The organism is Streptomyces sp. NPDC033216, from assembly GCF_055577115.1.
Genome location: NZ_JBVIQK010000024.1, coordinates 58,732 through 82,783, shown reverse-complemented (window position 1 = coordinate 82,783; position 24,052 = coordinate 58,732). Strand labels below are relative to the sequence as shown.

Annotated in this window: 22 protein-coding genes; 10 read left to right on the top strand and 12 right to left on the bottom strand. The window is 68.5% G+C overall.

The annotated features are described in order from the left end of the window. Nucleotides 1–9 precede the first annotated feature (9 nt). Nucleotides 10–570 (bottom strand): hypothetical protein, encoded by a 561-nt coding sequence (locus ACZ5Y0_RS31010; RefSeq protein WP_469131990.1) that lies wholly within the window; start codon nucleotides 568–570, stop codon nucleotides 10–12. A gap of 518 nt (nucleotides 571–1,088) precedes the next feature. Here ACZ5Y0_RS31010 and ACZ5Y0_RS31005 point away from each other — a divergent pair. Together ACZ5Y0_RS31005 and ACZ5Y0_RS31000 are read left to right on the top strand one after the other, a co-directional pair. Then, nucleotides 1,089–1,481: a PadR family transcriptional regulator gene (locus tag ACZ5Y0_RS31005; protein ID WP_469131989.1), complete on the top strand. Its 393-nt coding sequence runs from the start codon at nucleotides 1,089–1,091 to the stop codon at nucleotides 1,479–1,481. Further along, entirely contained in the window at nucleotides 1,478–2,074 is a 597-nt protein-coding gene (locus ACZ5Y0_RS31000; protein WP_469131988.1) for an HAAS signaling domain-containing protein, read from the top strand. The genes ACZ5Y0_RS31005 and ACZ5Y0_RS31000 overlap by 4 nt, the downstream gene beginning before the upstream one ends. A gap of 957 nt (nucleotides 2,075–3,031) precedes the next feature. Here ACZ5Y0_RS31000 and ACZ5Y0_RS30995 read toward each other — a convergent pair. Then, nucleotides 3,032–3,481 (bottom strand): peptidase inhibitor family I36 protein, encoded by a 450-nt coding sequence (locus tag ACZ5Y0_RS30995; protein ID WP_469131987.1) that lies wholly within the window; start codon nucleotides 3,479–3,481, stop codon nucleotides 3,032–3,034. 1,626 nt (nucleotides 3,482–5,107) lie between these two features. On the opposite strand from ACZ5Y0_RS30995, the gene ACZ5Y0_RS30990 reads away from it, so the two are divergent. Next, on the top strand, nucleotides 5,108–5,920 hold the full coding sequence (locus tag ACZ5Y0_RS30990) for an alpha/beta fold hydrolase (protein WP_469131986.1): 813 nt from the start codon (nucleotides 5,108–5,110) through the stop codon (nucleotides 5,918–5,920). A 91-nt stretch (nucleotides 5,921–6,011) separates the two neighbouring features. Here ACZ5Y0_RS30990 and ACZ5Y0_RS30985 read toward each other — a convergent pair whose 3' ends face one another. The 5 genes from ACZ5Y0_RS30985 to ACZ5Y0_RS30965 all read right to left on the bottom strand — a co-directional run bounded on the left by ACZ5Y0_RS30985 (nucleotide 6,012) and on the right by ACZ5Y0_RS30965 (nucleotide 8,865). Continuing rightward, nucleotides 6,012–6,146: a hypothetical protein gene (locus ACZ5Y0_RS30985; RefSeq protein ID WP_469131985.1), complete on the bottom strand. Its 135-nt coding sequence runs from the start codon at nucleotides 6,144–6,146 to the stop codon at nucleotides 6,012–6,014. Nucleotides 6,147–6,402: 256 nt separating this feature from the next. Next, entirely contained in the window at nucleotides 6,403–7,161 is a 759-nt protein-coding gene (locus ACZ5Y0_RS30980; protein WP_469131984.1) for an enoyl-CoA hydratase/isomerase family protein, read from the bottom strand. A gap of 899 nt (nucleotides 7,162–8,060) precedes the next feature. Then, the gene (locus ACZ5Y0_RS30975) at nucleotides 8,061–8,255 is read right to left on the bottom strand and encodes a hypothetical protein (protein WP_469131983.1); all 195 of its coding nucleotides are present in this window, start codon (nucleotides 8,253–8,255) and stop codon (nucleotides 8,061–8,063) included. Then, complete coding sequence (locus ACZ5Y0_RS30970; RefSeq protein ID WP_469131982.1) at nucleotides 8,252–8,677, bottom strand: hypothetical protein; 426 nt, start codon at nucleotides 8,675–8,677, stop codon at nucleotides 8,252–8,254. The genes ACZ5Y0_RS30975 and ACZ5Y0_RS30970 overlap by 4 nt, the downstream gene beginning before the upstream one ends. Next, a complete protein-coding gene (locus tag ACZ5Y0_RS30965) occupies nucleotides 8,656–8,865 on the bottom strand; it encodes a hypothetical protein (protein ID WP_469131981.1) in 210 nt (69 codons plus the stop codon). The genes ACZ5Y0_RS30970 and ACZ5Y0_RS30965 overlap by 22 nt, the downstream gene beginning before the upstream one ends. Nucleotides 8,866–9,966: 1,101 nt before the next feature. On the opposite strand from ACZ5Y0_RS30965, the gene ACZ5Y0_RS30960 reads away from it, so the two are divergent. Together ACZ5Y0_RS30960 and ACZ5Y0_RS30955 are read left to right on the top strand one after the other, a co-directional pair. Then, nucleotides 9,967–10,266: a hypothetical protein gene (locus ACZ5Y0_RS30960; RefSeq protein ID WP_469131980.1), complete on the top strand. Its 300-nt coding sequence runs from the start codon at nucleotides 9,967–9,969 to the stop codon at nucleotides 10,264–10,266. 757 nt (nucleotides 10,267–11,023) lie between these two features. Then, a complete protein-coding gene (locus tag ACZ5Y0_RS30955; RefSeq protein ID WP_469131979.1) occupies nucleotides 11,024–12,721 on the top strand; it encodes a peptidase dimerization domain-containing protein in 1,698 nt (565 codons plus the stop codon). A gap of 826 nt (nucleotides 12,722–13,547) precedes the next feature. Here ACZ5Y0_RS30955 and ACZ5Y0_RS30950 read toward each other — a convergent pair. Next, nucleotides 13,548–13,832 (bottom strand): hypothetical protein, encoded by a 285-nt coding sequence (locus ACZ5Y0_RS30950; protein ID WP_469131978.1) that lies wholly within the window; start codon nucleotides 13,830–13,832, stop codon nucleotides 13,548–13,550. A gap of 314 nt (nucleotides 13,833–14,146) precedes the next feature. Then, nucleotides 14,147–14,662, bottom strand: coding sequence for a peptide-methionine (S)-S-oxide reductase MsrA (gene msrA / locus ACZ5Y0_RS30945; RefSeq protein WP_469131977.1), 516 nt, complete (start codon nucleotides 14,660–14,662; stop codon nucleotides 14,147–14,149). Between the two features lie 1,090 nt (nucleotides 14,663–15,752). Here msrA and ACZ5Y0_RS30940 point away from each other — a divergent pair. The 4 genes from ACZ5Y0_RS30940 (at nucleotide 15,753) to ACZ5Y0_RS30925 (ending at nucleotide 20,414) form a co-directional block, all read left to right on the top strand. Beyond that, nucleotides 15,753–16,823 carry an alpha/beta fold hydrolase gene (locus ACZ5Y0_RS30940; protein ID WP_469131976.1) on the top strand — a complete coding sequence of 357 codons (1,071 nt, stop codon included), beginning with the start codon at nucleotides 15,753–15,755 and terminating at the stop codon, nucleotides 16,821–16,823. A gap of 204 nt (nucleotides 16,824–17,027) precedes the next feature. Beyond that, nucleotides 17,028–17,888: a Bax inhibitor-1/YccA family protein gene (locus tag ACZ5Y0_RS30935; protein ID WP_469131975.1), complete on the top strand. Its 861-nt coding sequence runs from the start codon at nucleotides 17,028–17,030 to the stop codon at nucleotides 17,886–17,888. A 548-nt stretch (nucleotides 17,889–18,436) separates the two neighbouring features. After that, nucleotides 18,437–19,462 carry a 2-hydroxyacid dehydrogenase gene (locus ACZ5Y0_RS30930; protein WP_469131974.1) on the top strand — a complete coding sequence of 342 codons (1,026 nt, stop codon included), beginning with the start codon at nucleotides 18,437–18,439 and terminating at the stop codon, nucleotides 19,460–19,462. Beyond that, on the top strand, nucleotides 19,446–20,414 hold the full coding sequence (locus ACZ5Y0_RS30925) for a hypothetical protein (RefSeq protein ID WP_469131973.1): 969 nt from the start codon (nucleotides 19,446–19,448) through the stop codon (nucleotides 20,412–20,414). Before ACZ5Y0_RS30930 ends, ACZ5Y0_RS30925 begins: the two co-directional genes overlap by 17 nt. A 116-nt stretch (nucleotides 20,415–20,530) precedes the next feature. Here the strand turns inward: ACZ5Y0_RS30925 and ACZ5Y0_RS30920 are convergent, their stop codons facing one another. Next, nucleotides 20,531–21,079: a CGNR zinc finger domain-containing protein gene (locus tag ACZ5Y0_RS30920; RefSeq protein ID WP_469131972.1), complete on the bottom strand. Its 549-nt coding sequence runs from the start codon at nucleotides 21,077–21,079 to the stop codon at nucleotides 20,531–20,533. A gap of 1,082 nt (nucleotides 21,080–22,161) precedes the next feature. Between ACZ5Y0_RS30920 and ACZ5Y0_RS30915 the strand changes: the two genes are divergently transcribed. Then, a complete protein-coding gene (locus ACZ5Y0_RS30915) occupies nucleotides 22,162–22,512 on the top strand; it encodes a DUF6009 family protein (protein WP_469131971.1) in 351 nt (116 codons plus the stop codon). Here the strand turns inward: ACZ5Y0_RS30915 and ACZ5Y0_RS30910 are convergent. Continuing rightward, nucleotides 22,469–23,230: an MBL fold metallo-hydrolase gene (locus ACZ5Y0_RS30910; RefSeq protein WP_469131970.1), complete on the bottom strand. Its 762-nt coding sequence runs from the start codon at nucleotides 23,228–23,230 to the stop codon at nucleotides 22,469–22,471. The genes ACZ5Y0_RS30915 and ACZ5Y0_RS30910 overlap by 44 nt on opposite strands. A gap of 151 nt (nucleotides 23,231–23,381) precedes the next feature. Beyond that, nucleotides 23,382–23,780: a 6-pyruvoyl trahydropterin synthase family protein gene (locus ACZ5Y0_RS30905; protein WP_469131969.1), complete on the bottom strand. Its 399-nt coding sequence runs from the start codon at nucleotides 23,778–23,780 to the stop codon at nucleotides 23,382–23,384. Nucleotides 23,781–24,052 lie beyond the last annotated feature (272 nt).

Sequence of the window (24,052 nt, the reverse complement as noted above, 5' to 3'; positions counted from 1 at the left end):
CGGCGAGGGCTAAAAACCGTGCTCCCTGCCCCTGCGCGGCTTACGTGGCGCCTTCCCCCAGGGTCCGGCAGGCCGTTCCTGCCGAACCCTTGCCACGAATTCAGCACGGGTCGAAACGGCCCGTGGCTTCGGGCGCAGGAGCGACCCTGCGTCCCACGGCTCGACGTCCGTCCACCCGAACCGCAGGACGATCTCGTCGAAGACCGGTGCGAAGTCCGCACCGACCAGATCCGGCATCTGGTAGCGAAGCTCGCGAACCCGGGCAACGAAGTTTGCGGGCATCGGCACGTGATACGCCTCCAGATAGTGCGCAAAGTCCGCGCGCCATACCCACATGCCATCGGTTACCAGCGACGAGCAGCCGGACGTGTGCCGGTGGACCTCTCCCGTGACGACATCGACCCCTGCCTCCATGAAGTACGTGAGGTGATGGCCTACGTCGAGATACTCCACGATTTCCGCTTCATCCGGCTCGCCGGACGCTTGCACCTGAGCCCTCAGCGGTCCCGCAGCCAACTCGCTCGAATAGCCGAAGTCATCGAAGAAGCCGAGCAGCCTCAGCACGCGCACCCCCGTCAGCCTCTGCGATCTGAGCAACAATCGAGGCGAGCATACGCAGACTCGAGGGCCGCCAGGACGGCCCATGCGTTACCGCAGCCGCCTGGCCGCGTGAACACGACCGAGCGACTGCTTAACTCTTTGTGCCACACGTCAGAGATCACGTGTTGCGACGACCACTGGAATTCGCCCTCAGGCCGGGCCCTCACTGTTCTCCTGCCGTTCCCGCGCATCACCCGTCCCCCCGCTCACGCGCAGGGTCGCACCTCAGCCCGTCGACGAGCGCAGATGGAGGACGACCGCTTCCGTTCCGAGCGGCGGCACGCCGACCGGGAGGGCACCGTCGCAATCCGGGCTGATCAGACTGCGGCCGGACCATGAGCTTTCCTTCGTCGGGCACGGTCATGCCGACGAGCCGCACCCGCGAGTCGTCCAGGGGCGGAAACTGTGTCTGCGCCGGAAGGCGGCGTCGACGGGGGCGGAGAGGAACCGGGTACCTTGCAGAACAAGATACCACTACCATGCAGTGCATGGAACGGGGTAATGCCGATGACCGTGGCCTCAGCAGGGTCGAAAGCCAGCTCCGCAAGGGCGTGTTGGAGTACTGCGTGCTGGCACTCATGCGTGACAAACCCCGCTACGGCGTCGAATTGGTGCAGTCCTTGGAGGCCAGCGGCACCCTCGCCGCCAGCCAGGGAACCGTCTACCCCCTGCTGTCCCGGCTTCGACGCGCCGATCTCGTCACCACCACGTGGAAGGAATCGACGTCCGGGCCGCCCCGCCGTTACTACCAGCTGACCGACACCGGGCTGGCCGCCCTCGCGGACTTCGCCCAAATCTGGCCGGCTTTCCGCGACGCAGTCGACGGCTTCCTCACCCCTCAACCGCCGCCCCTGATCGAACGGGAACGCCATTCACCATGAGTCTCAAAACCTCCCAGGCCGCACAGTCCTTCCTCACCGCAGTCGAGCGTGAGGCATCGGCACTCCCGGCCGAGCGGCGGCAGGAACTGCTCGCCGACCTCGTCGAACACATCGAGGTCGCCCTCTTCGAACGCCCGGGGCAGGAGCACGCAATCCTGGCCGAGCTCGGCGATCCACGGACGATCGCGGCCACCGCCCTGGAATCCAGCCCCACCGCCCCGCAACCGCCACACACCAAGCGTCCAGGCACGGTCACGGCGCTGCGCAGCCTGCTCTGCATCCAATGCGTCATCGTCCTCGTAGCCGTGACGGGCCTCGCGCTCGACTACTACCCGGGCCCCCTCTGGTACCGGATCCTGACGCTTCTGCCCGCCCTGGCCAGCGCCGCCCACGTCTTCTACCTCAGACCCGGGCGCAGCGTCCTGCGTATCACCTTGACGGTGACCACCGTGCTCTACTTCATCGTCCAGGCCGCCAACATGACGCAAGGAGCGTCGGGAGCCGTGATCGGCGTACTCCTGTCCGCGACCGTGCTGGCCCTTCTAGGAGCGCGTAGCACCCGGGTCTGGTTCGCGGGGACCGCCTCGTCGTGAAGCGGCGTTGACCGCTGTTTGTGTATGGCCGTACGGGCTGAAGCTGGTTGCGTACCGACCTGAACGGCCGGTTAGTTCGTCTTTCATCGGATCTGCTACCGCCTGACGGTGTGGCGCCGGGGCGTGATCCAAACGGTTCCTGGCGCCACTGGTCGGCGTCGGCGCTGTCCACCCAGCCGGTTGCCATTTCTGATCCGTCTTGGAGAACCTGGTGCAGTGGGAGTCTCGCCGACGCAGCAGAGGGTGGCGGGCAGTCGACGACGGGCAGCGAAGGGATGAGGACCCGCCCCGTGCCACGTGAGGCCTCGATGTAGAGACCGGTGAACAACGAATCCGCCCTGTACAGAGCGGCCAGAGCGGTGTACTGGCCGACGGCGAGCACTGGCTCTTGATGTCGTTGATCGTGTGAGTCCGGTGGTGTCGTCGATCCCGTCATCCGCGGTCACCCCGTACTTGGAGGAGAGTCGCTCCGGAGTGATGCGACAGGAGGCGTCGTCGGTCACCTCACCGCCGCCGGGCAGCGGCGCGCCGCCCCGGTATCCCACGCGTGACCAGTCCGGGAGGCCGGGGTTGAGGAAGGACGATGTGCGCTACTGAGATCCGGTCCCTCAGCTCCTGGCCCCTCCGTCGGCCCGTCCTCAGTCGCCGCGACGGGCGCCGCCAAGTGAGACGTCGGCGCCGCTGCTGCGGCCTCCGGCAATGACAGTGCGAGCAGCATGCCAGACAGAAGAATGGCTGCTGGTCGAAACCGTTTCACGTGACTTCTGTCTTGTCATCGTGTCGCTCGGCTCCTGGGAGCGACACGAAAACGACAACTGCCCCGGCTCCTTGGCGGATACCGGGGCATGTGCCGGCCCGGGGCGGTTGCACGACCTCATTCAGGCGCGTGAGGCCTCACTCGCGATTGCCTTCGCCCAGGAGCACGGACTTGGAGGATCAGGTGATCCCAGCGACTTCCTAGCAGTTGTAGAACCTGAGGGAAGAGACCCTGTCATTCAGGTATGCCTGAGGGGTTCCGTAGGAGTAGTCGTGCTTGAGGCCCCAGTTCCAGGAGGGAGCGGTGTCGATGAGCGAGGGGTGCAGATCCCCATTGGGGTCGTCGTAGAACTCGATCCCGCACTGGGAGTTGTTCAGCCAGGACGACGTCTGATTATCGGCCGCTTGACCGTTCAGAAAGTGCTTGCCTATCAGGTAGACCATCTGCGAGGGGCTGCCAGTCGGAGGAGGGGTGAGGATGACCTTTGAGCCCGCTCCACCACCATCCTGATAGAGGCAAAGCGCCCATGCCGGGCAGTCAGCGTAAGGAGCGTTCGCCGCCGTAGCGGACGGCGCCGAGAAGAGCAGCGACGTCCCGGCAACCGCAGTGGCGGCCGCGGCAGTCAGGAGCCTAAGTGCTTTGTGATTCATGGGACTGAGCTTTCTGAGTGACTTCAGCATGGAGCAGGCAGGTCGACGACACACCATCTCGGCCGTTCGACCCAGCTCGCGCACAACACGTTCACCCCTCGACCTGCTTGATTGGAACCGAGGCTGCGACTGCGCAAATCGACGACTGGGTAACGGAGTTCATCACCTGCTTCGAGTCCTCTTTGACTTCGAGCGTGAATGACCAGGTGAACCCGAGGCGGCCGCACGTCAGTTGTGGCCAGCTGAACCGAGTCAACCAGAATGTCCTTGATTAGTCAAATGATCGACGCTCGACGACGGGAAAGCGGGTGCCACGGTCAATGTCGTGCCGACTGACTGCACTTGGGCGCCGTGCTCGCCGGATACCCGCTGCTCTACCCGGGTTCGTATCCCGTGCCAGGGCAGCGCCGGCGAGCGTCCTCGGACGCCTCGAGCCAGGTGCTCGGTCGGCTACCTCTTGCGGCTCAACCTGGCGTTCGAGCATCTTCCGACGGTCAGAAGTGCTCCGTCGCCGAGGTCGAACTCGTGGTGTTCCTAGGATACCCAGGTGGCCCTGATGGTCAGGTCGGTGTCAACGGGGCAGCCCTTGTGAGGTCGCTGCGGTACCGGACGCGTCGCAGGTCGAGCCGGATGTGCTGGACGAGTGTTCGGGAGTGCAGAAGGCGACGTTCGGCACGTGCAGCGGTGGAAGGCCCACCGCTGCGGCACGACCAGGCTCTTCGCGGACGCCGAGACCCTGCCCGACGGAACACGTGTCCACCTGACGAAGGCCGCCCCGCAGGACGGTGGGAAGGGGATTGTCCAGTGGACCGCCGACACCCTCCGCCCGGACGGACTGCGGGTGGCGATCTCAGCCGTCAACGCATCCGCGTACCTGCTTCCGGCCAGCCGTACCACGCCGTTCTTCACCATGGGCAGCTGCCGCACGACATGGCCCTCGACCCAGCTTGGCAGAAGGCCGACGACTCATCACTCGACACCCCACAGCCAGTCCCCGGCCAGCCGAACGCCTCAGGCCCGGTCGTCGCCAGGTACGGGGCGGGCATGCCGCAGCCAAGGATAAATGATGACTATACGGACATAGCGGTGAGCCGGACGGCCTTCCACGGCCTCGCAGCCCCGCCGGAACGGGCCTTCGCTCGGGCGGCACCGATGTTCGCCACCGAACCGTCATCCACACTGCATCTCAACTCCTCGCACGCCTCGGCCCGAACACCGTCGGCCCGGTCACCGCCCAGGGCGGAACCCTCACTCCTGAGAGCACCAGCCGCTGGGGAGGGGGACGCGGCCGGGAGGCCCTCCGGGACCCCGGTTTTCCAGCCGCAGCGAGCACGGGTGATCAGCGATAGGGGCCTCGCATCGGCATTGTTCAGAGGTACCGCCACGAACCGAGAGCGCCCAGGCGCACAGCCACGACAGCAGAAGCAAGCGGCCGCGAGAACCAGACGTCCTGGGATGAGACAGGCACAAGTCACCTTGCACCTCACCCGACCAGCAGCACGAGCACCACGAGCAGACGGTCTGAAAATCCGCCGGCCTCTCGGGTCGAGAGGCAGCCGTAGTAATTTGATCACCCACACGGCCGTACCGAACTCCGTGCGGTCCTCGTACGGTGAAGGAACCACTGTGAGCCAACAGGTCAGCGCAGCCGGCCAGGACATCGCCTGCATCACGTCGGAAGGCACCGGACCGACCGTCGTCCTGGTCCACGGCAACTCCTCGTCCGCCCGCGTGTGGCGCCCTCTACTGGAAGGCCCTTTCGGGCGGCGATTCCGCTGCCTGGCACTCGATCTCCCCGGTCACGGTGGCTCGGCCCGCGGTCACGGTCCCGAGGACTACGCGATTCCCAGCTACGCCTCACGCGTCGCCCGCTTCGTCGAGGAGGCGCATGCCGACGAGGCGGTGCTGGTCGGGTGGAGCCTGGGCGGACACGTCGTCCTCGAGGCGGCGGAGCGGTTGCCCCGGGCCACCGGCCTCGTCCTCTTCGGCACCCCGCCCGTCAGCGGTCCGGCCGATTTCGGCAGGGCTTTCCTGCCGACCCCTGCCATGAACGTGGGTTTCACCGCCGAGGTCGACGCAGCGGCGGCCCGCTCCTACGCCGCGAGCTTCTTGGCGCCGGGCTCCTCGCTGACGACCGACGATCTCGTCGCCGACATCCTGGCTACCGACAGAGCGGCCCGCTCCGGCCTCCTGGCGAGCATCGAGGCGGGAAACTTCGCCGATGAGGTGGCCATCGCGGCGACACTGGACCGGCCGCTCATGGTTTTGCACGGTGAGGGCGAGCAACTGGTCAGTCTGGACTATCTGCGCGGTCTGACCCTGCCCACGCTCTGGCGCGGCGAGGTACAGGTTCTGCCCGGTGTCGGGCACGCACCGCACCTCGAGGCGCCGGAGCGCTTCGCGGACGTGCTAACCCAGTTCATGAGCGACCTGGGCTGAGCCCTCCGAGACCTGCTGTGCCGAGGCTCTGCCGGAACGAGCCCTGGTAGCAGGCGCGGCTGCCGCCGGACTGCCACACGGTGCCCGTCGATCAGTCCTTGAGGGAGCGCTGTCCCGCGACGGGTACCACGAGCGTCTCCTCGCCCTGACGCCGCACCCGGCGCGTCAGGGCGGTGACGTGACGCACCTGGGCCTGGATGATGGCGGCAATCTCCGCGCCGGACAAGGCGTGGGCGGTGTCCGATATCCGTCGGCACGGCCCATGCCTACTGCCCCCGAGTGAATCCGAGTGAGGTAGCACTGCGGCTTCTCATTCCGTTGCGGTGCCGGCGGAGCCACAGCAGAGCGTCTCTGCAGCCGCACTCCGGATCTTCGCACGCAACTGAAATGGCGCGGGAAGACGGCGCCGCACTGCCGGAGACGGACCTGTAGTGACGAGCCGATCTCGTACGCCGGCATCTCAACGGCCCACAACAGCTCGGTCATTCCTGTGGCGGGCCGGACATCACTCCTGAGTCGCTGAGGTACCCCAGGAATATCTCCCGTTCTCGGCGCAGGGCGTCCGCGAGGGGAAGTCTCGCACTTTCTTGCAGCAGTTCCTTGACCGCGAACAGTGAGAGGCTGGAATGCCTGGCCACTCCATGTGCCCATTTCAATGCGTGATCGATGAATCCCTCAGCGGGCAAGATGGCGTTCAACCACCCCACTCGCCGCGCCTCGTCCGCCTCGAACACCCTGCCGGTGAGGATCGCCTCGGCCGCGATACCTGGTCCCACCAGCCGGGGCAGCCGGACGCTCGACCCGCCGCCCACGATCATCCCGCTGGTTATCTCGGACTGCTGCAGGCGCGCACGTGGTGACCCGACCCTCATGGTGCAAGCAAGTGCCATCTCGCTCCCGCCGCCGGCCGCAAGGCCGTCGATGGCCGCGATGGTCGGCTGCGGTATGTCCTCGATGCGATTGAATATGTCGAGCCACGCCTCGAACTCGCGCGAGCGAAGCCGGCCGTCGGCCCCGAACTTGATGAAATCCGGACGATCTGAGATGTCTCCGTGATTGATGAAATATCCATCGAGTCCGCCGGCGAGGACAACCACCTTCACACGGCCAGTCTCTCTAGAAATCCTGTCCAGAATCTCCTCGAGCTCGAACAGCGACTGCGCGAGGTACACGTTGTCCGGTGCTCTGGTGAAGGTCAAGAGGGCGATCGCATCGTGGTACTCAACTGTCCAACTGTTCACTTTCTCTCCTGTCGAGTGCTGCGCTGGGACGTCCGGAGACGTCCAAGCGGCCAAGGTGTTCGCTGGGTCGCGTCTCAGGCACCTCACACCCCGAGCCGGAGCGCTCCCCTCACTGCCGTAACACAGCGCGGGTGCCGTCCGGCGGTACGTCCCGCAACTCGGGACAGCGCACGCTGGGCTACACCAGCGGCCACCCCTACGGCTCGGGGGTCCACAAGCGGCGAACCAATTCAACTTCTTGACTCAACAATAATCTTTCAGTCATCCGCAAGAACACTGCATCTTGACTTCCATCACATCGGTACTGCTGGTGATCGAGGCTTCTTCCATCTCGAGGGAGGGGCACCCTCCGATCGCGGGGGTCGCGGATGACGCCCGAGGGCGAACCGGGGAGCATAGCCAGTCGATGCGCAAGGTCGATGGCGAATCCGACCGGGTGGTGCTGCTGACGGAGCCGCAGATCACAAGCGTGAGCCCCCCAAGCACACCAGCCTTGACCTGCGCTGATAGTCTGGCGGGGGCTCACTCCCGGTCGGCGGGCGCGCCGAGAGCACTTCCCCGATGTGGAAGTCTCCCGGAGGAGGGCTTAGGTGGTCCAGGCTCCGGGGTCCCTGACCGCCCAGGCTCTTGCCGTGGTTGTGGACGAAGTCCCGCGCGGTGGTGGGCAGTCGACCGTTCCACCGTGGATACCGGCCTGACCGCACCCGATGTGACGGCCGCGCCGAAGGCGTCGGCACCTGCGCCGAGCGGATCATGAGAAGGGCGCGCAGGCACGCCGGCCCCGGACCTCTTCCGGCCCCGCCTCCTCCTGCCCCTACGGACACCAGGCGTCACCACCGGCTACGAGTCAGCGCCGGTGCTTCGGAAACGGCCCAACGGGCGCGCCACCGTTGCACCACTCACACCGACTCGGCCGCGACGATGGGCTCTTCCTCGAAGGTGAGTTCAGGCGGAGGGTCGCGGAAGCCTCGGGTCAGGTAGGCCAGGTAGCAAACGCCGAGAGCGAGCCAGGTGGTTCCCGGAACGAGGGCCTTGCCGTCGAGGGTGGCCAGGAGCCAGAGGTCCATCGCGACGCCGATCATGGGGGCGATCACGTAGCCCAGCAGGCCAGGTCGCCGCCGACGGTCCTGGCGAATTCGAAGGCGGCCGAACTGGGATCGTCGAAGGCGCTGCCGGGATGGGCCAGTTGGGTCGTCCAGGCAACGGCCACGAAGATGCCGCCGCCGATCGGGGCGATCAGGGCGATCAGGGCGATCAGGGCGATCAGGGCGATCAGCAGGATGGTTCGGGGCATGGTGCGCTGGGGCTCGATGGCCTCCGCCGTGAGGGTCGTGACCGCGTCGAATCCGAGGAAGGAGTACGCCGCGATCGCCGCCCCGGCGGAGATGCCCGCCAGCGTGGTGGCGTCGTTGGCGAACGGGGCGGTGCTCGCCAACGCTCCGGCGCCCCCGAGGTCGAGTACGTGCCGCAGAGACAGCGCGACGAAGATGCCGATCACCAGCACCTGGAAGGCCATGAGCAGGTCGTTGGCCCGCTGGGTGGTCTTGAGCCCCGGACGTTCAGGGCGGTGGTCAGGACGATGAAGCCGGTGATCCAGACCCAGAACGGGACGTCCGGGAACTGGGCTTGAGGGCAGGCCCCGCCGATCAGCCAGATGACCACGGGCAGGAAGAAGTAGTCGAGCAGGGTGGCCCAGCCGATCAAGAAGCCCACCCGGGAGTCGACGGCTCGGCGGACGTAGGTGTAAGCGGACCCGGCCAGGGGTGGGCGGCGGCCATCCCCCGGCCATCTTTTTCCGTAGCTGTGTGCGGTGAACACATGGCGACCAGGGCCAGCAGATAGGCGGTGGGGACGGCGCCGCCGGTGGTGTCGGCCACGATGCCGAAGGTGCGCCGCGCACGATCAGCGGGGTCAGTAGGTGAGACCGAACAGGACGACGGATCTGAGCGTCAGGGCGCGTGTCAAACCCTGGGCGGGGATGGTCTCCATGATGACGGGCTCCACGGGGGGGCGAGCGGTGAGCCGGAGACTCAGCCGGTGGCGGGGCGCCAGCGGCTCGGGTCGATGCGGCCTCCGTACAGCGGCAGGGCGATCGGGGCGTCGGTGTCGGTGAACTGGTTCCCCATGCGGTTGAGCCCCGCTGTGCCGAACGGGCGGACGCGGGTGACCTCGTCGGATCACGGTCGAGCACCATCGCCCGTCACACCGCGGCGAGCCGCTCCATCGACTCGATGGACTCGGCACGATCAGTCATTGCATCTCCTGCACCGTCGGGAATCGTATGCGTGCATGATCTTTCCGTCTCCGTTCACTGGTGGCGGCCTTCGCCGTTACTGATCACTACAGGACGAGTTCCCCTGTACTGGTCGGCAGTTGAGAGCGGTCACCTGCTGCACCTGGCGACGCAGGCGGCTCGGCACAGCAGAAGGCCTCTTCCTCCCCGCCGTGCCGCTGACGTCCCGCGGACCTGTTACGTCGCCGCTCGGTGCGGCAGCCGCCTCGGGCAGCGGCGGCGCATCGCCACCCGCAAGAGAAGACCGCCACCCACCACCTGGCGGCCGGCGACCGTCCGACATGGTCCCCTCAAGGACACCGCACGCACGCCGCGGCGGCCGCTGCGACAACCGCCGTCCCGCAGCCAACTGTGTGAAGTGACCTGACACGCCAACACTTTTGGATATACACTTGCACAGTCAACTAACTGTTCGGCGTGCCGACGACCGCTCTGCCACGCCATGTTCTCAGCAGGGAGAAACCGGGATGAAGATGAAGAGGATCGCCAGGTCGGCCGTTACCGCCATGGCGATGGCAACCGTGGTCCTGGGCCTCAACGCGGGCACCGCTTCGGCCGCCACGTATGTATCTGTCTGGGGCGCAGAGGGCCGGTACGACAACAACCCCGGCAACGGAGCCGCCAGTTGGATTTGGGTGTACACCGGTGACAACTACGAAGCACGCTTGACCTACATCCTCAACGACGGCAGCAGGCACGAGCTCACGGCCACCGGCACCTACAGTTCCGCCACTGCCAACCTGAACCAGGACGTACGAACCATCCAGGTCTGCACCAACTTCCCCACCCCGGTCTGCTCCGCCTGGAGTTAGTACTGGTTCGGGAACCTTTGCCGAAAAGCGTGCGCTGGCTGACGGGCAGGAGGGGCGCAAGCCCCAACGGATCGCTTCGCGCGTCAGTCAAGCACCGGTTCGGTGGGTTCCGGCGAGCGAGACCACGCTGCTGTTCTGACGACTGGGCAAGGATGCGTGCCTCAGGGCTGTCCGTGCTGCACGCGCGATCATTCACGGATCTCGACAGCGCTGGGCATACCAGGCGTTCGAAGACAGGGCGCGACGGGGAAGGGGTCGCGGCGCGGGTCGCCCCGGCCCGGGACCCCCTTCCGCTGCTGAAGCACGGATGACGTGTCGTCGGCGTCGATCACCGAGTACCTGCCCGCCGTGCCGAAGGCGGGCAGTCCGGTCGGACCGGCCGACTCCTCCCCGCGGCGCGACGAGGAGTCGGGAGCCGATGACACTCGATCAGGCTTCGTCGCCTCTCGAGATCTTCGACAGGCGCTGGAGGGCTGCACCGAGCTCGTCCTCCATCCGCAGGGATGGGAAAAGGCGGAAACCCGGACGCCCATGTGCTGGACGGCACGATCGAGCCTTCCCGGCGGCTGCCGTCCACGCACGGGCATGAGGTCGCGGGGATCGGGTCCTCGCGACTCCCCCCGAAGCGCGGCTGTTGTACTGGCGGCCGTGCATGGGTCCGAGGACGAGGTACGTATCATCGCTGGACACATGCATGACTCCGTGTCAGGCAACCGCCGCACCGGCTCCTCCCTCACACTTCGAGAACGAGACAGACATGAACGACGTCCACCCCGGTCGCAGGCGACTGCTGAAGATGTTCGGGCTGAGCGCCACCGCTACCACCGCCACCGTTCTCCAGGCCGACCCGGTGCTCGCCGCGACCCTCGGCTACGACGAGAAGGCCGGTGTCTCCCCCGCCTCCTACAGGGCTCCTGAGGGCCTGGCCAAGAGCACCGCGGCCAAGCAGGCGGCACTGGACTGGATCGGCGCCAATGAGGGCGCGATCACCAGGTTGAGCGACGAGGTGTGGCAGCACGCCGAGTTGTCGCTGCGCGAGTGGAAATCCTCCCTCGCCCACGCCAAGCTGCTGAAGGACAACGGCTTCACCGTCGAGTGGGGCCCGGCCGGTTTCCCCACGGCCTTCGTCGCCTCCTACGGCACCGAGGGGCCCGTCCTCGGTTTCAACGCCGAGTACGACGCCCTGCCCGGTCTGTCCCAGAAGAAGGGCGTGGGGCGGCACGACCCCCTGGTTTACCACTACGACGCGTACGGCCCCACCTACGGAGCGGGCCACGGTGACGCCCACAACGCCCTGGGGGCGGGCGGCACAGCCGCCGCGATCGCCGTCGCCCGGGCGATCCGCACCAACGGGCTCAAGGCCCGCGTCAAGCTGTTCGGCAGCGCCGGCGAGGAGCAACTCGTCGGCAAGGCGTACGCGGTCAAGGACGGTGTCTACGAGGGCCTCGACGCGTTCCTGGACTGGCACCCGTTCAACATCACGGTGCCCTTCTGGAACACCACCAGCTCGCTGATATCGGCCACGTTCACCTTCCTCGGCGCCTCCGGCCACGGCGGCGCCCCGCTGGGCAACAAGAGCGGCCTCGACGGCGCCCTGCTGATGGCGACGATGTCGGAGTACCTGCGCGAGAAGAACGTCGCCCCGTCCGGTCGCTTCCATTACGCCGTCATCAACGGGGGCGGCGCGCCGAACGTGACCCCGGACATGTGCTCCGTCTGGTTCTTCGTCCGCGAGGGGAGCCCGGCGCGCGCCAAGGTGCTGTACGACAAGATCGTGGAGTGCGGCAAGGCGGCGGCACTGGCCAGCCAGACCCGCCTGGTGCACAAGTTCCACTCCGCGACGTGGAACCTGCTGGCCAACAAGGCCGGTGCGGAGCTGCTCAACGACAACATGCGGCAGATCGGCGCCCCGAAGTTCACCGAAGCCGATCACGCGCTGGCAAAGGACGTGCAGAAGTCGCTGGGCAAGCCCGAGGTCGGCATGCCGACCGACCTGACCCCCCTCGCTCCCCCGGCGGCGGCGTACACCGGCGGTCTGGCCACCGACACCGCCGACATCAGCTGGCAGACGCCCACCGCCGTGCTCCTCTGCGCCGCCTACCCGCCCGGTGTCCCGAACCACAACTGGGGCGCCACCGCGACGGCCGCCACGAACATCGGACACCAGGCGCTGCTGTCCGCCGCGCGCTACCTGGCGGCAGCGGCGATCGATCTGATCGAGCAACCGGACCTGCTGGACGCGATGAAGCAGGAGTTCGCGGGCCGTACCGCAGGTGTCGAGTGGGCCTCTCTGATCCCGGACGGCAGCCAGCCGCCGCTGTACGAGCCGCCGGCCGCGTTCCTGGAGGCGACCGGACAGAGCTGGCCGCCGGAAGGAGTGACCTGGCCGGTGCCGCCGGTGGTCTCCACCGAGCAGCTGGGCACCACCGGCCCCAGTCTCGGGCCGGTGACCTGAGGCCGGTCGTATGCGTTTCGCTACGGCCCGCGGCGGCGCCTCCGCGCGTGCGTGCGGGAGGGGCGTCGCCGGTCACCGGACCGGTGCGGCGGCGCCTCCTCACCACGTTTCGGCAGTTCGTTCGTGGGTTCATCTCCCCTGCGGTGTGACGCACGGCCAAGCCGTGCGCGCATCGTCGAGGTCGGCGCGCGTCGTTCGCGCCACATCGTGCAGCGACGATGAAGCAGATGGCACGGAGCGCCGGCGCAGGGCAGGGGGGCCATGTACAACCGCTGGTCTCGTGCGGACGCCCCGGGTACGGCGGTGTATCGCGCCGTGGGAGCGGCCGTCCCGCCCGGCAGGGGAAGACGGAGTACGGCCGACTCGGCGCCGGCTGCTGATCGTCCGCCCGGGGGCCGCTGCGTCTCCGGGGGATTACCGGTCAGGTCCTGCTGGTGATGTCGTACGCGTGGCACGGCCCGGGGCCGGCGGATGCGCACCGGCATGCCGGACACGTCATGGACGGCCTCTGTCCCCGGGACGCCGACTTGCGGTGACGCCGCGCCGGCAGTGCCGGGCTGGGACCTTGCACCGAGTAACCAGCTCGACTGGCGACGTAGGTTTGTCCATAGTCGTCACTAGTTCAGAGGGTGACGCCCGACGGCGGCGCCGGTCTCCGTATCCCCGCAGGAGAAGACCATGGTTGCTTTCCCGTCCCGGCAGCAGGACCGCCTAGACGCAGAGGACGGACGGAACCGGGTACGCGACGGCCCGCCGGAGACCGCCTCCGCCCTTCCGAACGCCGCCCGCACCCCGTCCGTCCGGCCCTGCTAAGCGCCCGCGCACCTCAGCCCTCAGGCGGCGCCGCCCCCTCCGGGCGGCTGTCGGCAAGCCGGTTGAGCCGCTCGATCAGCAGGGGTTGCTCCGCCGAGCTGAGCGCGGAGGTGCCATCGTGAGGGAACGCGGCGCGCATCGCCATGGCCGCGGCGGCGGTGTCGTATGACCTGTCACCGTCCCCGGCGTGTGTGGCGGGCGTGGTGATGGCCGCGATCACGACGCCGCGTGCGGCATCCGCGGTCTCCAGGTCCCTGGTCTCCGGCGAAACGCCGATCATCGTCAGGATCGTGCCCATGCCGGCGGCGTGCACGGACTCGGGCGCGGCACCGCCTCGGCGCCGTGGCGGCGCCGTCTCCCAGGCGCCGGGAGCGCGAGACCATAGCTCGGGCGGCGAGGACAGCCTGGACGTAGGACTACCGGGCGGGCATCGTGGCCCCGGTTCCGCGTAGTGGCGAAGCACCGCCCGGACCGGATCAGCAGAGCAGCTGCGAGCATCGACGATGCGTATGCGGTCGGCGAGCCCTCACCGCTCCGGTGCCCGCGCCGCGGCCCCCGGGACGGCATGGCCGGGAAAGGCCAAACGTCGCCCTCCCCGGTCACGCGGCGCTCTCAGGCCTCGGCGCGCTTGGGCAGCCGCCAGTCGGGGCGCGGGAAGTGGCAGGTGTAGCCGTCCGGGTAGCGCTGCAGGTAGTCCTGGTGCTCCGGCTCGGCCTCCCAGAACTCGCCGGCCGGGACGACCTCGGTCACCACCGGCCCCGGCCACAGCCCGGACGCCTCGACGTCGGCGATGGTGTCCTGGGCGACCCGGCGCTGCTCCTCGTCGAGGTAGAAGATGGCCGAGCGGTAGCTGACCCCGATGTCGTTGCCCTGGCGGTTGCTGGTCGTGGGGTCGTGGATCTGGAAGAAGTACTCCAGGATCGCGCGGTAGTCGGTGGCCGTGGGATCGAAGACGATCTCGATCGACTCGGCGTGCCGTCCGTGGTCGCGGTAGGTGGGGTGCGGCTTGTCGTTGTCACCGCTGTAGCCGACCCGGGTGCGCACCACACCGGGAAGCGACCGGATCAGCTCCTGCATACCCCAGAAGCAGCCACCGGCGAGCAGCGCCCGCTCCTCGACATCACTCATTGCGCATCACCTTTCTGCCAACTCATAATTCGTCACCATCTTGACAGGTGATAGCGTGACAGGCAACCGTATCAACGGTCGGGCCCCATGGCGACGGGGACGTTGTCGAGGGACGACGACGGCCGACCGAAACGTGGAAGCCCGGCCACCATCGACACGCAGGTCGAGCCGGGCTCGTTCGCGCTCGAGCCCCGGCGCTCGTTCCGAAAGGTCCGACACATCCTGCCGGCGCAGACAGACCCGTCGCGACACCGTGCGGATGCGTGCCCGACCCGCCCAGGACCTGCTCCGGCCGGGTCGACCCGGGCCCTCCTCGGCCAACGCCTTCTGGGCGAGACCCCGTCCCGCCGGCGGGGACGGCAACGCGGGCCCGTGAGCCGGATCGGCCGCGGCCGGGCGCCGGCCTCGCGAAGTGAGCCGGAATTCGCCCGCACGGCGCTTCGCGCAAGAGTGCCTGTCGGAATGTGCCGGCCAGTGTCGCTCCGCCCGATTCGGCACCCAGCCTCCCGAGCGGTGCCCTGCCGGTCCACAAGTGACGCCCACATGATGCGCCCGGGCATGTGACCAGGCTTCGGAACATCCTTCGGCCGACCGTGAACCCTGCTGCCCTCCTGTCCCGTTGTCTGATTGAAGACTCCCGCCGCCGATTGCCCATTGGCTGGGTCGGTGGCGGGACAGCGGCCTCCCCACACGCTTCCCCGATGCGGGGAGGCCGCCCCCTCAGCCCCGCTCGGCGCCACCGGACCGGCGGCCGGGCGGGTCGGCCCGGGCGTGGGGACGGTTACCGGGCCGAGCGGCCGGCATGCCTCTGTGGACTCGCCGGCCACGCCCGGATGTCGGGGTGCACACGCCATCCGCGGCCGACGCGCTGTTCCGCTTTCGGAATCGAGGGCGGAACAGCGCGTCCTGCCTCTCCTCCCGCTACACACTTCCGCCTGTGCAGGCGATGTCTCTACGCGGCCGCGCTGCGTCCACGCGGTTCCGCTTGACAGCCGAAGCCCGATCAGCCAACCTCGTCACCATTCCAACCGGTGACGCGCCCTGCACTCTCCGTACTTCCGGGCGCCTCGAGGAAAGCGGGACAGCCGCAATGATCAGCAGGCGAGCACTTGCGTACGTGATGACCGCTACGGCCTCCGGAGGAACCCTCGCGACAGCGGCGAGGCCGGCTTCGGCGGTCACCGGAGGGCAGGCCCCGGCACCGACGAGGGACGCAGGCCCGATCCGATCTGCGACAGGCCGGATCCGATCTGCGACGAGGCTCGGAGGGATCCGTCACGTCCGCACCGAGACGCTGGAGATCGCCTATCACGCGGTCGGCCCTGCCCACGGCACACCGGTGATCCTCTCCCACGGCTGGCCGTTCGACCCGGTGGGCTCGTACGCAGAGGTCGCCCCCGCTCTGGCTCGGCACGGGTACCGGTGCTATGTCCCTTACCTTCGCGGCCATGGCGGGACCCGCTTCCTGCACAAGGACACGTTCCGGTCGGGGCAGCAGGGCGCGCTGGGCAAGGACCACGTGGACTTCATGGACGCCCTGGGCATCGACCGGGCCGTGTTCGCCGGCTACGACTGGGGCGGGCGGGCGGCCGATGTCGCCGCCGCACTGTGGCCGGAGCGCTGCCTGGGCCTCGTCTCCGCGAACAACTACCTGATCCAGGACATCGCCAAGGCGCAGCAGCCGTTGCCGCCGGCCATCGAGTCCGGCTACTGGTACTTCTTCTACTTCCTCACCGAGCGCGGCCGGCTGGGCCTTCAAAGGGACCCGAAGGAGTTTGCGCGGGTGGTGTGGCACCGCAACTCGCCGCAGTGGCAGTTCACCGAGGCCGAGCTCGACCAGGCGGCGGCCCTGTGGACGAACCCCGACTACGTGGACGTCGTGATCCACAGCTATCGTCACCGACTCGGAGCCGCGCCGGGCGACCCCCGCTACGCCGAGATCGAGCGGCGACTGGCCGGGCAACCGCCCATCACCGTCCCCACCGTCACGCTGGACGGCCAGGCCGACGGCGTCACCCCGCCCACCGACGGGACGCCTTCGGCCGCTCACTTCACCGGGCCCCGGGTGCACCACGTGATTCCGGGTGCCGGTCACAACCTCCCTCAGGAGGCCCCAGGAGCCTTTGCGTCGGCAGTCCTGGAGGTGGGGGCACTGCGCTGAGAGCCTCACACTCCCGGACGCATCAATCGTCACCCTTTTGATCGGTGATATTCATTGCGCCAGCCTTCGTCACCTGTCAGAATGGTGACGCGCCCAGTCGATCGGTACCACGAACCCCCGGGACGCCTCCCGCGGGCAAGCCGAGGCACGACGACCGGAACGCACCACAAGGGCCGCCGCGCGCGGCGGACTAGGAGGAATGCCGTGAAGTCCAGCAACCCGATCTTCGCCCGGAGCGGATTCGCCCGCTCCCGGGACCGCACGTACACCGACGCCGACCGGCTGCAGCCGACCGGCGTCGGCTCCACCGTCGACCACACGGTCAACCCCTACGCGGCCGACGGACGCATACGCCTGGTCAAGGACGAGACGGCCGACCACGCCACGATGACCGTGGACGACGTCGTCGTCCGCACCGCCTCCACCCTCGGCACGGTGGCACTGACCGCCGTGCTGTCCTGGCTCCTTCTGCCCGTCGACGAAGCCGGCATCGGCCGCTCCTACGGCATCGCCGTCGCCGCCGCCCTAATCGCCTTCGTCCTCTCACTCGTCCAGGCGTTCAAGCGCAGCCCTTCGCCGGCGCTCATCCTCGGATACGCCGCCTTCGAGGGGGTCTTCCTCGGCGTCATCTCGAGTGCGACGTCCACCTACATCGCACCGGGCGTGGTCGTCCAGGCCGTTCTGGGCACCTTCGCCGTTTCGGCCGGCGTGCTGATCGCCTACCGGATGCGCTGGATCCGTGTCACCCGACGGTTCTACGGGTTCGTTCTGGCCTCGGCAACAGGCTTCCTGCTGCTGACGGTGGCGAACCTTCTCTTCTCCGCGTTCGGTGCCCGTGACGGGCTGGGCTTCAGCAGCGGTGGTCTCGGCGTGGTCTTCGGTATCGTCGGCATCCTCCTCGGAGCGTGCTTCCTGGCTCTGGACTTCAAGCAGGTGGAGGACGCCATCGCCTACGGCGCCCCGCGCGATGAGTCGTGGCTTGCGGCCTTCGGTCTCACCATGACGCTGGTGTGGATCTACTTGGAGGCGCTGCGGGTGCTGTCGATCTTCCAGTCCGACAACTGAGGCACTTGCCTTGGCGTGCGGGAGCCCGCACGTGCGGGCTCCCGCAGGTGCGTACGAGCAGTCTCCTGAGCAACCGTTCCTCGGCGGCCGAGTGCCAGGATGGCACTCCCCTGGCACTCGCCTGCCGGCCACGACCGGGGAGCGCTACGAGGGCGGTGCGGGCAACGCCGCCAGGAGCGGCCCCCAGGCCGCCGAAACGGCGATGTCGGCGAGCTGGCGAACACTTCGAGCCCTTCGCCGTGGGGAAGCAGTGTTCGCAGGACGTACCGCACCGTTGGGATCCTTTTCCGCACGTGTTCGATGCCGTGGTGCCCGGGGAAGGCCCAGTCTCCTGGATCCGATCGTGATACCGGCCGATCAGCGGTCGTCCCCCGGAGGGGGACGGAGGACCGCCGTCGTCCGGTCAGCTCCGCCGACAGGGACCACCATGTCCAGCCGCGGCCCAGGCCTGCCGCTGTGACCACCTTCACGTGAACCCCGCGCCCTCCGCCCGCGTGATGGTCGTGAACGCGCACCGGCGAAGGCCGAACCAGAAGAGCTGATGCACCATGAAAAACGGCAGGACCGTCTGGCTTCCCTATCGTCCGGAGGGGATCGCCGGCCTCCCGGACGGACTCACCTACCACTACTGGGACGGCTCGCCGAGCCTGCCCGGTGATCCGGCGGATGTGCGGTTCCTGGTGGGACCGACCGCACCCGGCACGGAGAAGCAGCTGAGCGACCTGCTGCATGCGACCACCCGCCTGGAGGTGCTGCAGCTCCTCAGCTCAGGTTACGAGCACATCGTGCCGTTGGTGGAGAGCCTGCCGTCAGGGCTCCGTGTCTCCACCGGACGGGGTGTGCACAGTGGTGCGACGGCGGAGTTGGCGGTCACGCTGCTGCTGACGCTGTCACGAGGCATCGACGACTTCGTGCGCCGACAGCACAAGGGTCGCTGGGCGCACGGTGTCTGGCGCACCTTGCTGGGCAAACGGGTTCTGGTCGTCGGCCATGGTTCCGTCGGTCGCGCCGTCACCGCCCGGCTCCGCCCGTTCGGATGCGAGATCCTCCCCGTGGCCCGGCGCGCGCGCACCACCGCCGCCGGCCGCGTGCACGGTGTCGCGGAACTGCCCGCCCTGTTGCCGGCGGCGGACGCCGTCATCCTGTGTGCGCCGCTGACCGACGAGACGCACGGCATGCTCGGCTCCGCGGAGCTGGCCCTGCTCAAGGACGGCGCGCACGTGGTGAACGTGGGCCGCGGTGAACTCGTGGACACCGATGCGCTCACCCGCGAAGTCGGCGACGGACGGTTGCGGGCCGCTCTGGACGTCACCGCTCCGGAACCCCTCCCGCCCGGCCACCCGCTGTGGACACTCCCCGGCGCGCTGATCACTCCGCACGTGGCGGCCTTCACCGATGCGTTTTCCCGTATGACCGAGGAGTTCCTCGTCCGGCAGCTGCACCGGTTCGCCGCGGGAGAGGCCATGGAGAACGTCGTGCTCACCATCCACGGCCGAGTGACGGGCGGCACGCGTGCCGGAGACGAGCGTGTGACGGGTGAAGCAGGGCCCGCGAGCGATGACCGAGCCGCGTAGGCGGACGACGGCGACCGGGGACGCGGACGGGCCGCGGCCTGCGATCGGCCCCTGGCTCGCCCCGGCCGCGGTCTTCGAGGGGTACGAACGCGCGGGCCGCTCCGCTCCCGGCCTGGCGTGGACAACCTTCACCTCGCACTGGAACTGGGCCGCCCCCCTACCCCACGCCGTCGCGCAGGACGGTCCGGGCGGCCTGCCCATCGCCCGGCCGGTCCCGGGCGGGTACTCCCTGTCCGGGACGTGGCGCCTGCCGCCGGGTACACCGGTCGGGCGGTGGCTGGCACTGCCGCTCGCCGGTCGATGGCCCGCCCACTCCGGAAAAGCCGCGGCAGCGTCACCGGACCGACCCGACATGTTCGTGATCGCCTCGAAGGTCCTGCCGCGGCCCGCCGGCCTGCGCGTGGTGTCGGCCCCGGTCGCCCCGCGCGCCGTCTTCCACCTGGACGACGTCCATGTACCGGCCGGTTTCACCACCTGCTCCGGCGGCACCCCGCTGCTGGACCAGGACGCCTCCTTCCTGTGCACAGCCGCCGCCGGCCTGGCTGTGGGCGCGGCGGGCCGCCTGACCGACGAACTGGCCTCCCTCGGCTCGAGCCCGTTGGCCATGCCCGTCCTCTCCCCCACCAGGGCGGCCGCCGAACTGCCGGCACTGCTGCATCACGAGCGGCTGGCGTTCATGGCGGAGCGATACAACGGTCCCGACCGCGGGCGGCTCGTCGCCCTCGCCGCGCGTGATCCGCTGGCGGTACGGATCCGGCGGACCGCCCTGCTCACCCAACACGTGGTCACCAGGGCCTACGAGAGGTCGATCCTGTTCCCCGGTGCACACGGGCGCCATCCCCTGGAGTCTCTCGTCGTGGACAGCGGCGCCGTCCTCCAGCACCTGCGGAACACGGTGGATCTGCTCCCGCAGGCTGGGGACGAGAGTCGCCTGGAAGGCAACAATCGGTGATCACCGTCAGGGCGATGCCCGGCAAACCGGCACTCGCCCCGTCGGCGGCGGCCCGGCACTACGGCCACTGATCAGGTGGCTCCGGGTCGGCACGGAACCGGCCCGGAGCCACCTGATCAGCTCATCGATTCCTGCTTGCGAGCCCGGTAGGCGGCGGCCTTGACCCTGTTGCCACAGGTCTTCATGGCACACCATTCCCGCCGGTGGCCGCGGGAACGATCGAGGTAGACCTGGGTGCACTCGGGGCGGGAGCATTCGCGCAGCAGCGCCCCGTCGTCACCGTCGAGGATCTCGATCGTCTGGCGGGCGAGTGCGGCGAGGCCCTGTGCGACCGAGCCCGTACGCGTCGCGCCGTCGGGTCCGAGCCGCAGTGTCACGGGCAGTCCGGAGGCGTGGAGGTTCACTTCTGCGACCGCTTCGGGAGGCAGCCGCTCCCCCGAGAGACGGGCGGACACCAGGGAGTAGATCGATTCACGCAGCTCCACGGCGATGGCGAGGTCGGCCTCGCCGGCGCCCGGCGGCAGATCGAGCATTCCCGATTCCACGAACCAGTCGTCGAGCAGCTCGGGGGAAGCCAGCTTCTCCCCCGGCGCGGCGTTGCGTCGAGCGCGCAGCGTGCCGACGAAATCGAGGGGCAACGTCCCGCAGGGAAAGGCATGATTCACGTAACCATTCTGACCAGTGACTGCTGAATGCGCAACCCCCGGGCCGACCACCGCGCGGCCGGCCGGGGTGCGTCACTACCCGGCGCTCGGACGCGGGCGCCGGGGTCTCGGCCACTCCCTCGGCGGAGGGCCCGCCGGCGGCCGCCAGCGCGTTGCGAATCACCCGCAGGGTCACACGGTTCCGGGTCCGCCCGGCCAGCCGGCGCAGTTCGTCCTGGGCGGACCGGTCACCGAGGTCGGCGATGGCCCTCACAGCCGAGGCCGAAGGCCGGCCTCGCCTTGGCGCGTCGGGACCGGACACTACGCCGAGCCCGCAGAGGCCCGACCGGCGCGCCCCGTGGAACAGCTCACGTCCCGCTGCCTCGTGATCGAAGCGCGGGTGGCAGACACCGGGTAAGCACAGGAGCCCGGCCGACAGGTCCACACGGCTTGCGACCTCGCGAACCGGCCACGGGGCTGTCACCACAGGTCGGAGCGCGTTGGCCCGTACCCCATTGTCACCACCGTGCCCGACCAGATCCATACGTCCGTGACGTCGGGCCACGGGTGGCCACATGCCGGGCCGGCCGGGCCAGTGAGCGCCGCGCAAGAAGCCGCCGCGTGTGCGGAGCGCGCCAGGCCGTGCTCGTCGGGAAGTGCCAGCGGAGCCGGTCACGTCCCTCACGTTTGCCCTGACGGCACGGCCGGGGTGCGGGTCCCGCGCCGGGGGAAGCACGGGACCCGCGGTCAGGGCGACCCCGAAGTAACCTGCTCAACAAGTTACCTCAACATGATGCCTCTAACTCTGTCACTTGTCAAGGGGGTTACCGGGAATGCTGTTACCGGGAGGTGAGATCCGGCAAGGAAGCCCACAACGGGAACCCGGACTGCACACACGGGTCCGCTGCCGATCACTGGTCCCAGCCGACGGAGACTTCCCGGTGGCACCGGTCCCTCGACGATACTTCGGGGACGAACGAGCAAGGAGGAGGATCGACTTCCTGCACGTGCACTGACGGCTCCACCTGCGGTTTCGCCTTCTGGCGGCGTATCCGCCCACTTCCCTTCGCCCGGATCGTCCGGCAGGACGCAGCTTCGACGATGTGGCCTTCGAACTCGTCCGACGAAGGGCCGGGGATCCGCTGGGGCTCATCGAGGGCGTTCAGCGCCACCTCGTCCCCCGAAACCCGCAGGAAGGCCTAGGCAGGGTTCGGATCGCCACCAGGCAACCTGCCTGCGTGCTGTTCTGCCACGGCGCGCCCGGCGAGGCGGTCCACCCTCGCACCATCACCCCGAAGAGACCAGGAACGAGGACTCCGAGGTCGCCGAGCGGCTCGTCGCCCTGGCGCAATCGGCGCCCTGTCGCGGGACGCCGGGGCGGCCGGAGCCTGGTGTCGGTCGGCCGACGGTTCAGTGCGCAGCGCGGTCACGGGCCCATCGCACTGCCTGCTTGACCGTCCCGCGATAGGCGGGCCCGTGGCCGGGCAGCACCGTATCCGCGTCGAGATACTCCAGGACGGACAGTGATTCGAGAGTCCGGCTACGGTCGGTGTGGAACATCGCGGGCAGGAGCTGCGGACCCTTGATCCGCGACGTCGGATGAGCGGTGACCAGTGCGTCGCCGCTCACCAGGATGCCACTGCCGGGCAGGAGATAGGCACTGTGCCCATCGGTGTGGCCCGGTGTGTGCACCGGCACGGGCCCGCCGGGCAGGTCGAGCCGGTGCGAGGGAAAGACCACCGGCTCTTCCACCGGTACGTGAGCGGTGCCGCCCGCCCGCAGGGCGTGCAGCGCCCAGGGAAGCACGCCGGGCCGCCAGGCCCGCAGCAGCACCTGTCCGACCGTCACCTGATCGAGGAAGTCCCGGCGGGCGTGCGGTACTTCCAGCTCATGCATCAAGACCGGGACGCCGTAGGTGGCCCGGAGATACTCGGCGGCTCCGATGTGGTCGTTGTGAGCGTGTGTCACCAGCACCGCGCTCACGGCCTCGGGAGCGAGCCCCACGGCGGACAGGGAGGCGAGTACCGCGTCCCGATCGCCCGGATACCCGGTGTCGATCAGGGTGCAGTTGTCGCCGTCCTTGACGATCACCCAGTTGGTGTTGCTGCCTGAGACCAGGTGTACGTTGTCGTCGATGCTGATGAGAGCGTTGTCTCGCAGGACATTGCCCATACCGCTTCTCCCGTCTGCGCTGCTGTGTGCCTGGCGGTGACGTCTCCGGCGGGCGGAGACAGGCTAGCAACATGTGCGTCCCGCATCTGAACCGCACAGGACACACATGGCTCCTCGGGCAGAGTGTGCTCGGGCACATGTCCCGCCTGCGTCACACGGTCCGGTCGTAGGCCGCCCACGCGACATGCGACTCGTGCAGGGTCACGGTGACGGAGGTGATACCCCGTGCGCCCTCGCCCAGCGCTCCCTTGTGGATGCGGTCGGCGAGACGGTCCGCGATCACCTTGGCGAGGAACTCCGTCGAGGTGTTGACGTTCTCGAAGTCGGGCTCGTCGTCGAGATTGCGGTAGTTCAGTGCCCCGACGATGTGACCGAGCTCCTGGGTGGCCCGACCGATGTCGACAACGATGTTATCGCTGTCCAGCTCTGGACGACGAAAGGTGGCGTCCACGAGGAACGTGGCTCCGTGCAGCCGCTGAGCGGGGCCGAAAACATCTCCGCGGAAGCTGTGCGCGACCATCAGATGGTCACGAACGGTGATGCTGAACATGTGCGGACTCCAGTCGGAAAGTGTGCGGACGGTGGTCCGGGCCACGCGTGCCGCGCGGACCAGGCCGTAAGTTACCCGCTCATCGCCGCAGTCTCCGGGGCGGGTCCCCATACGGGCCCGAGCGCGATGCACCGAAGGGCGCGACGGCGTGAACCTCCGGGCCGCCCGGGGAGGTGCACAAGGAGAACGGCTTCGGAGACGGCGCTGATCTCCAGGTCGAACGGTGAGGAGAACGGCCGGTGGCGATCGGTATAGGGCGGCAGCGGCTAGCG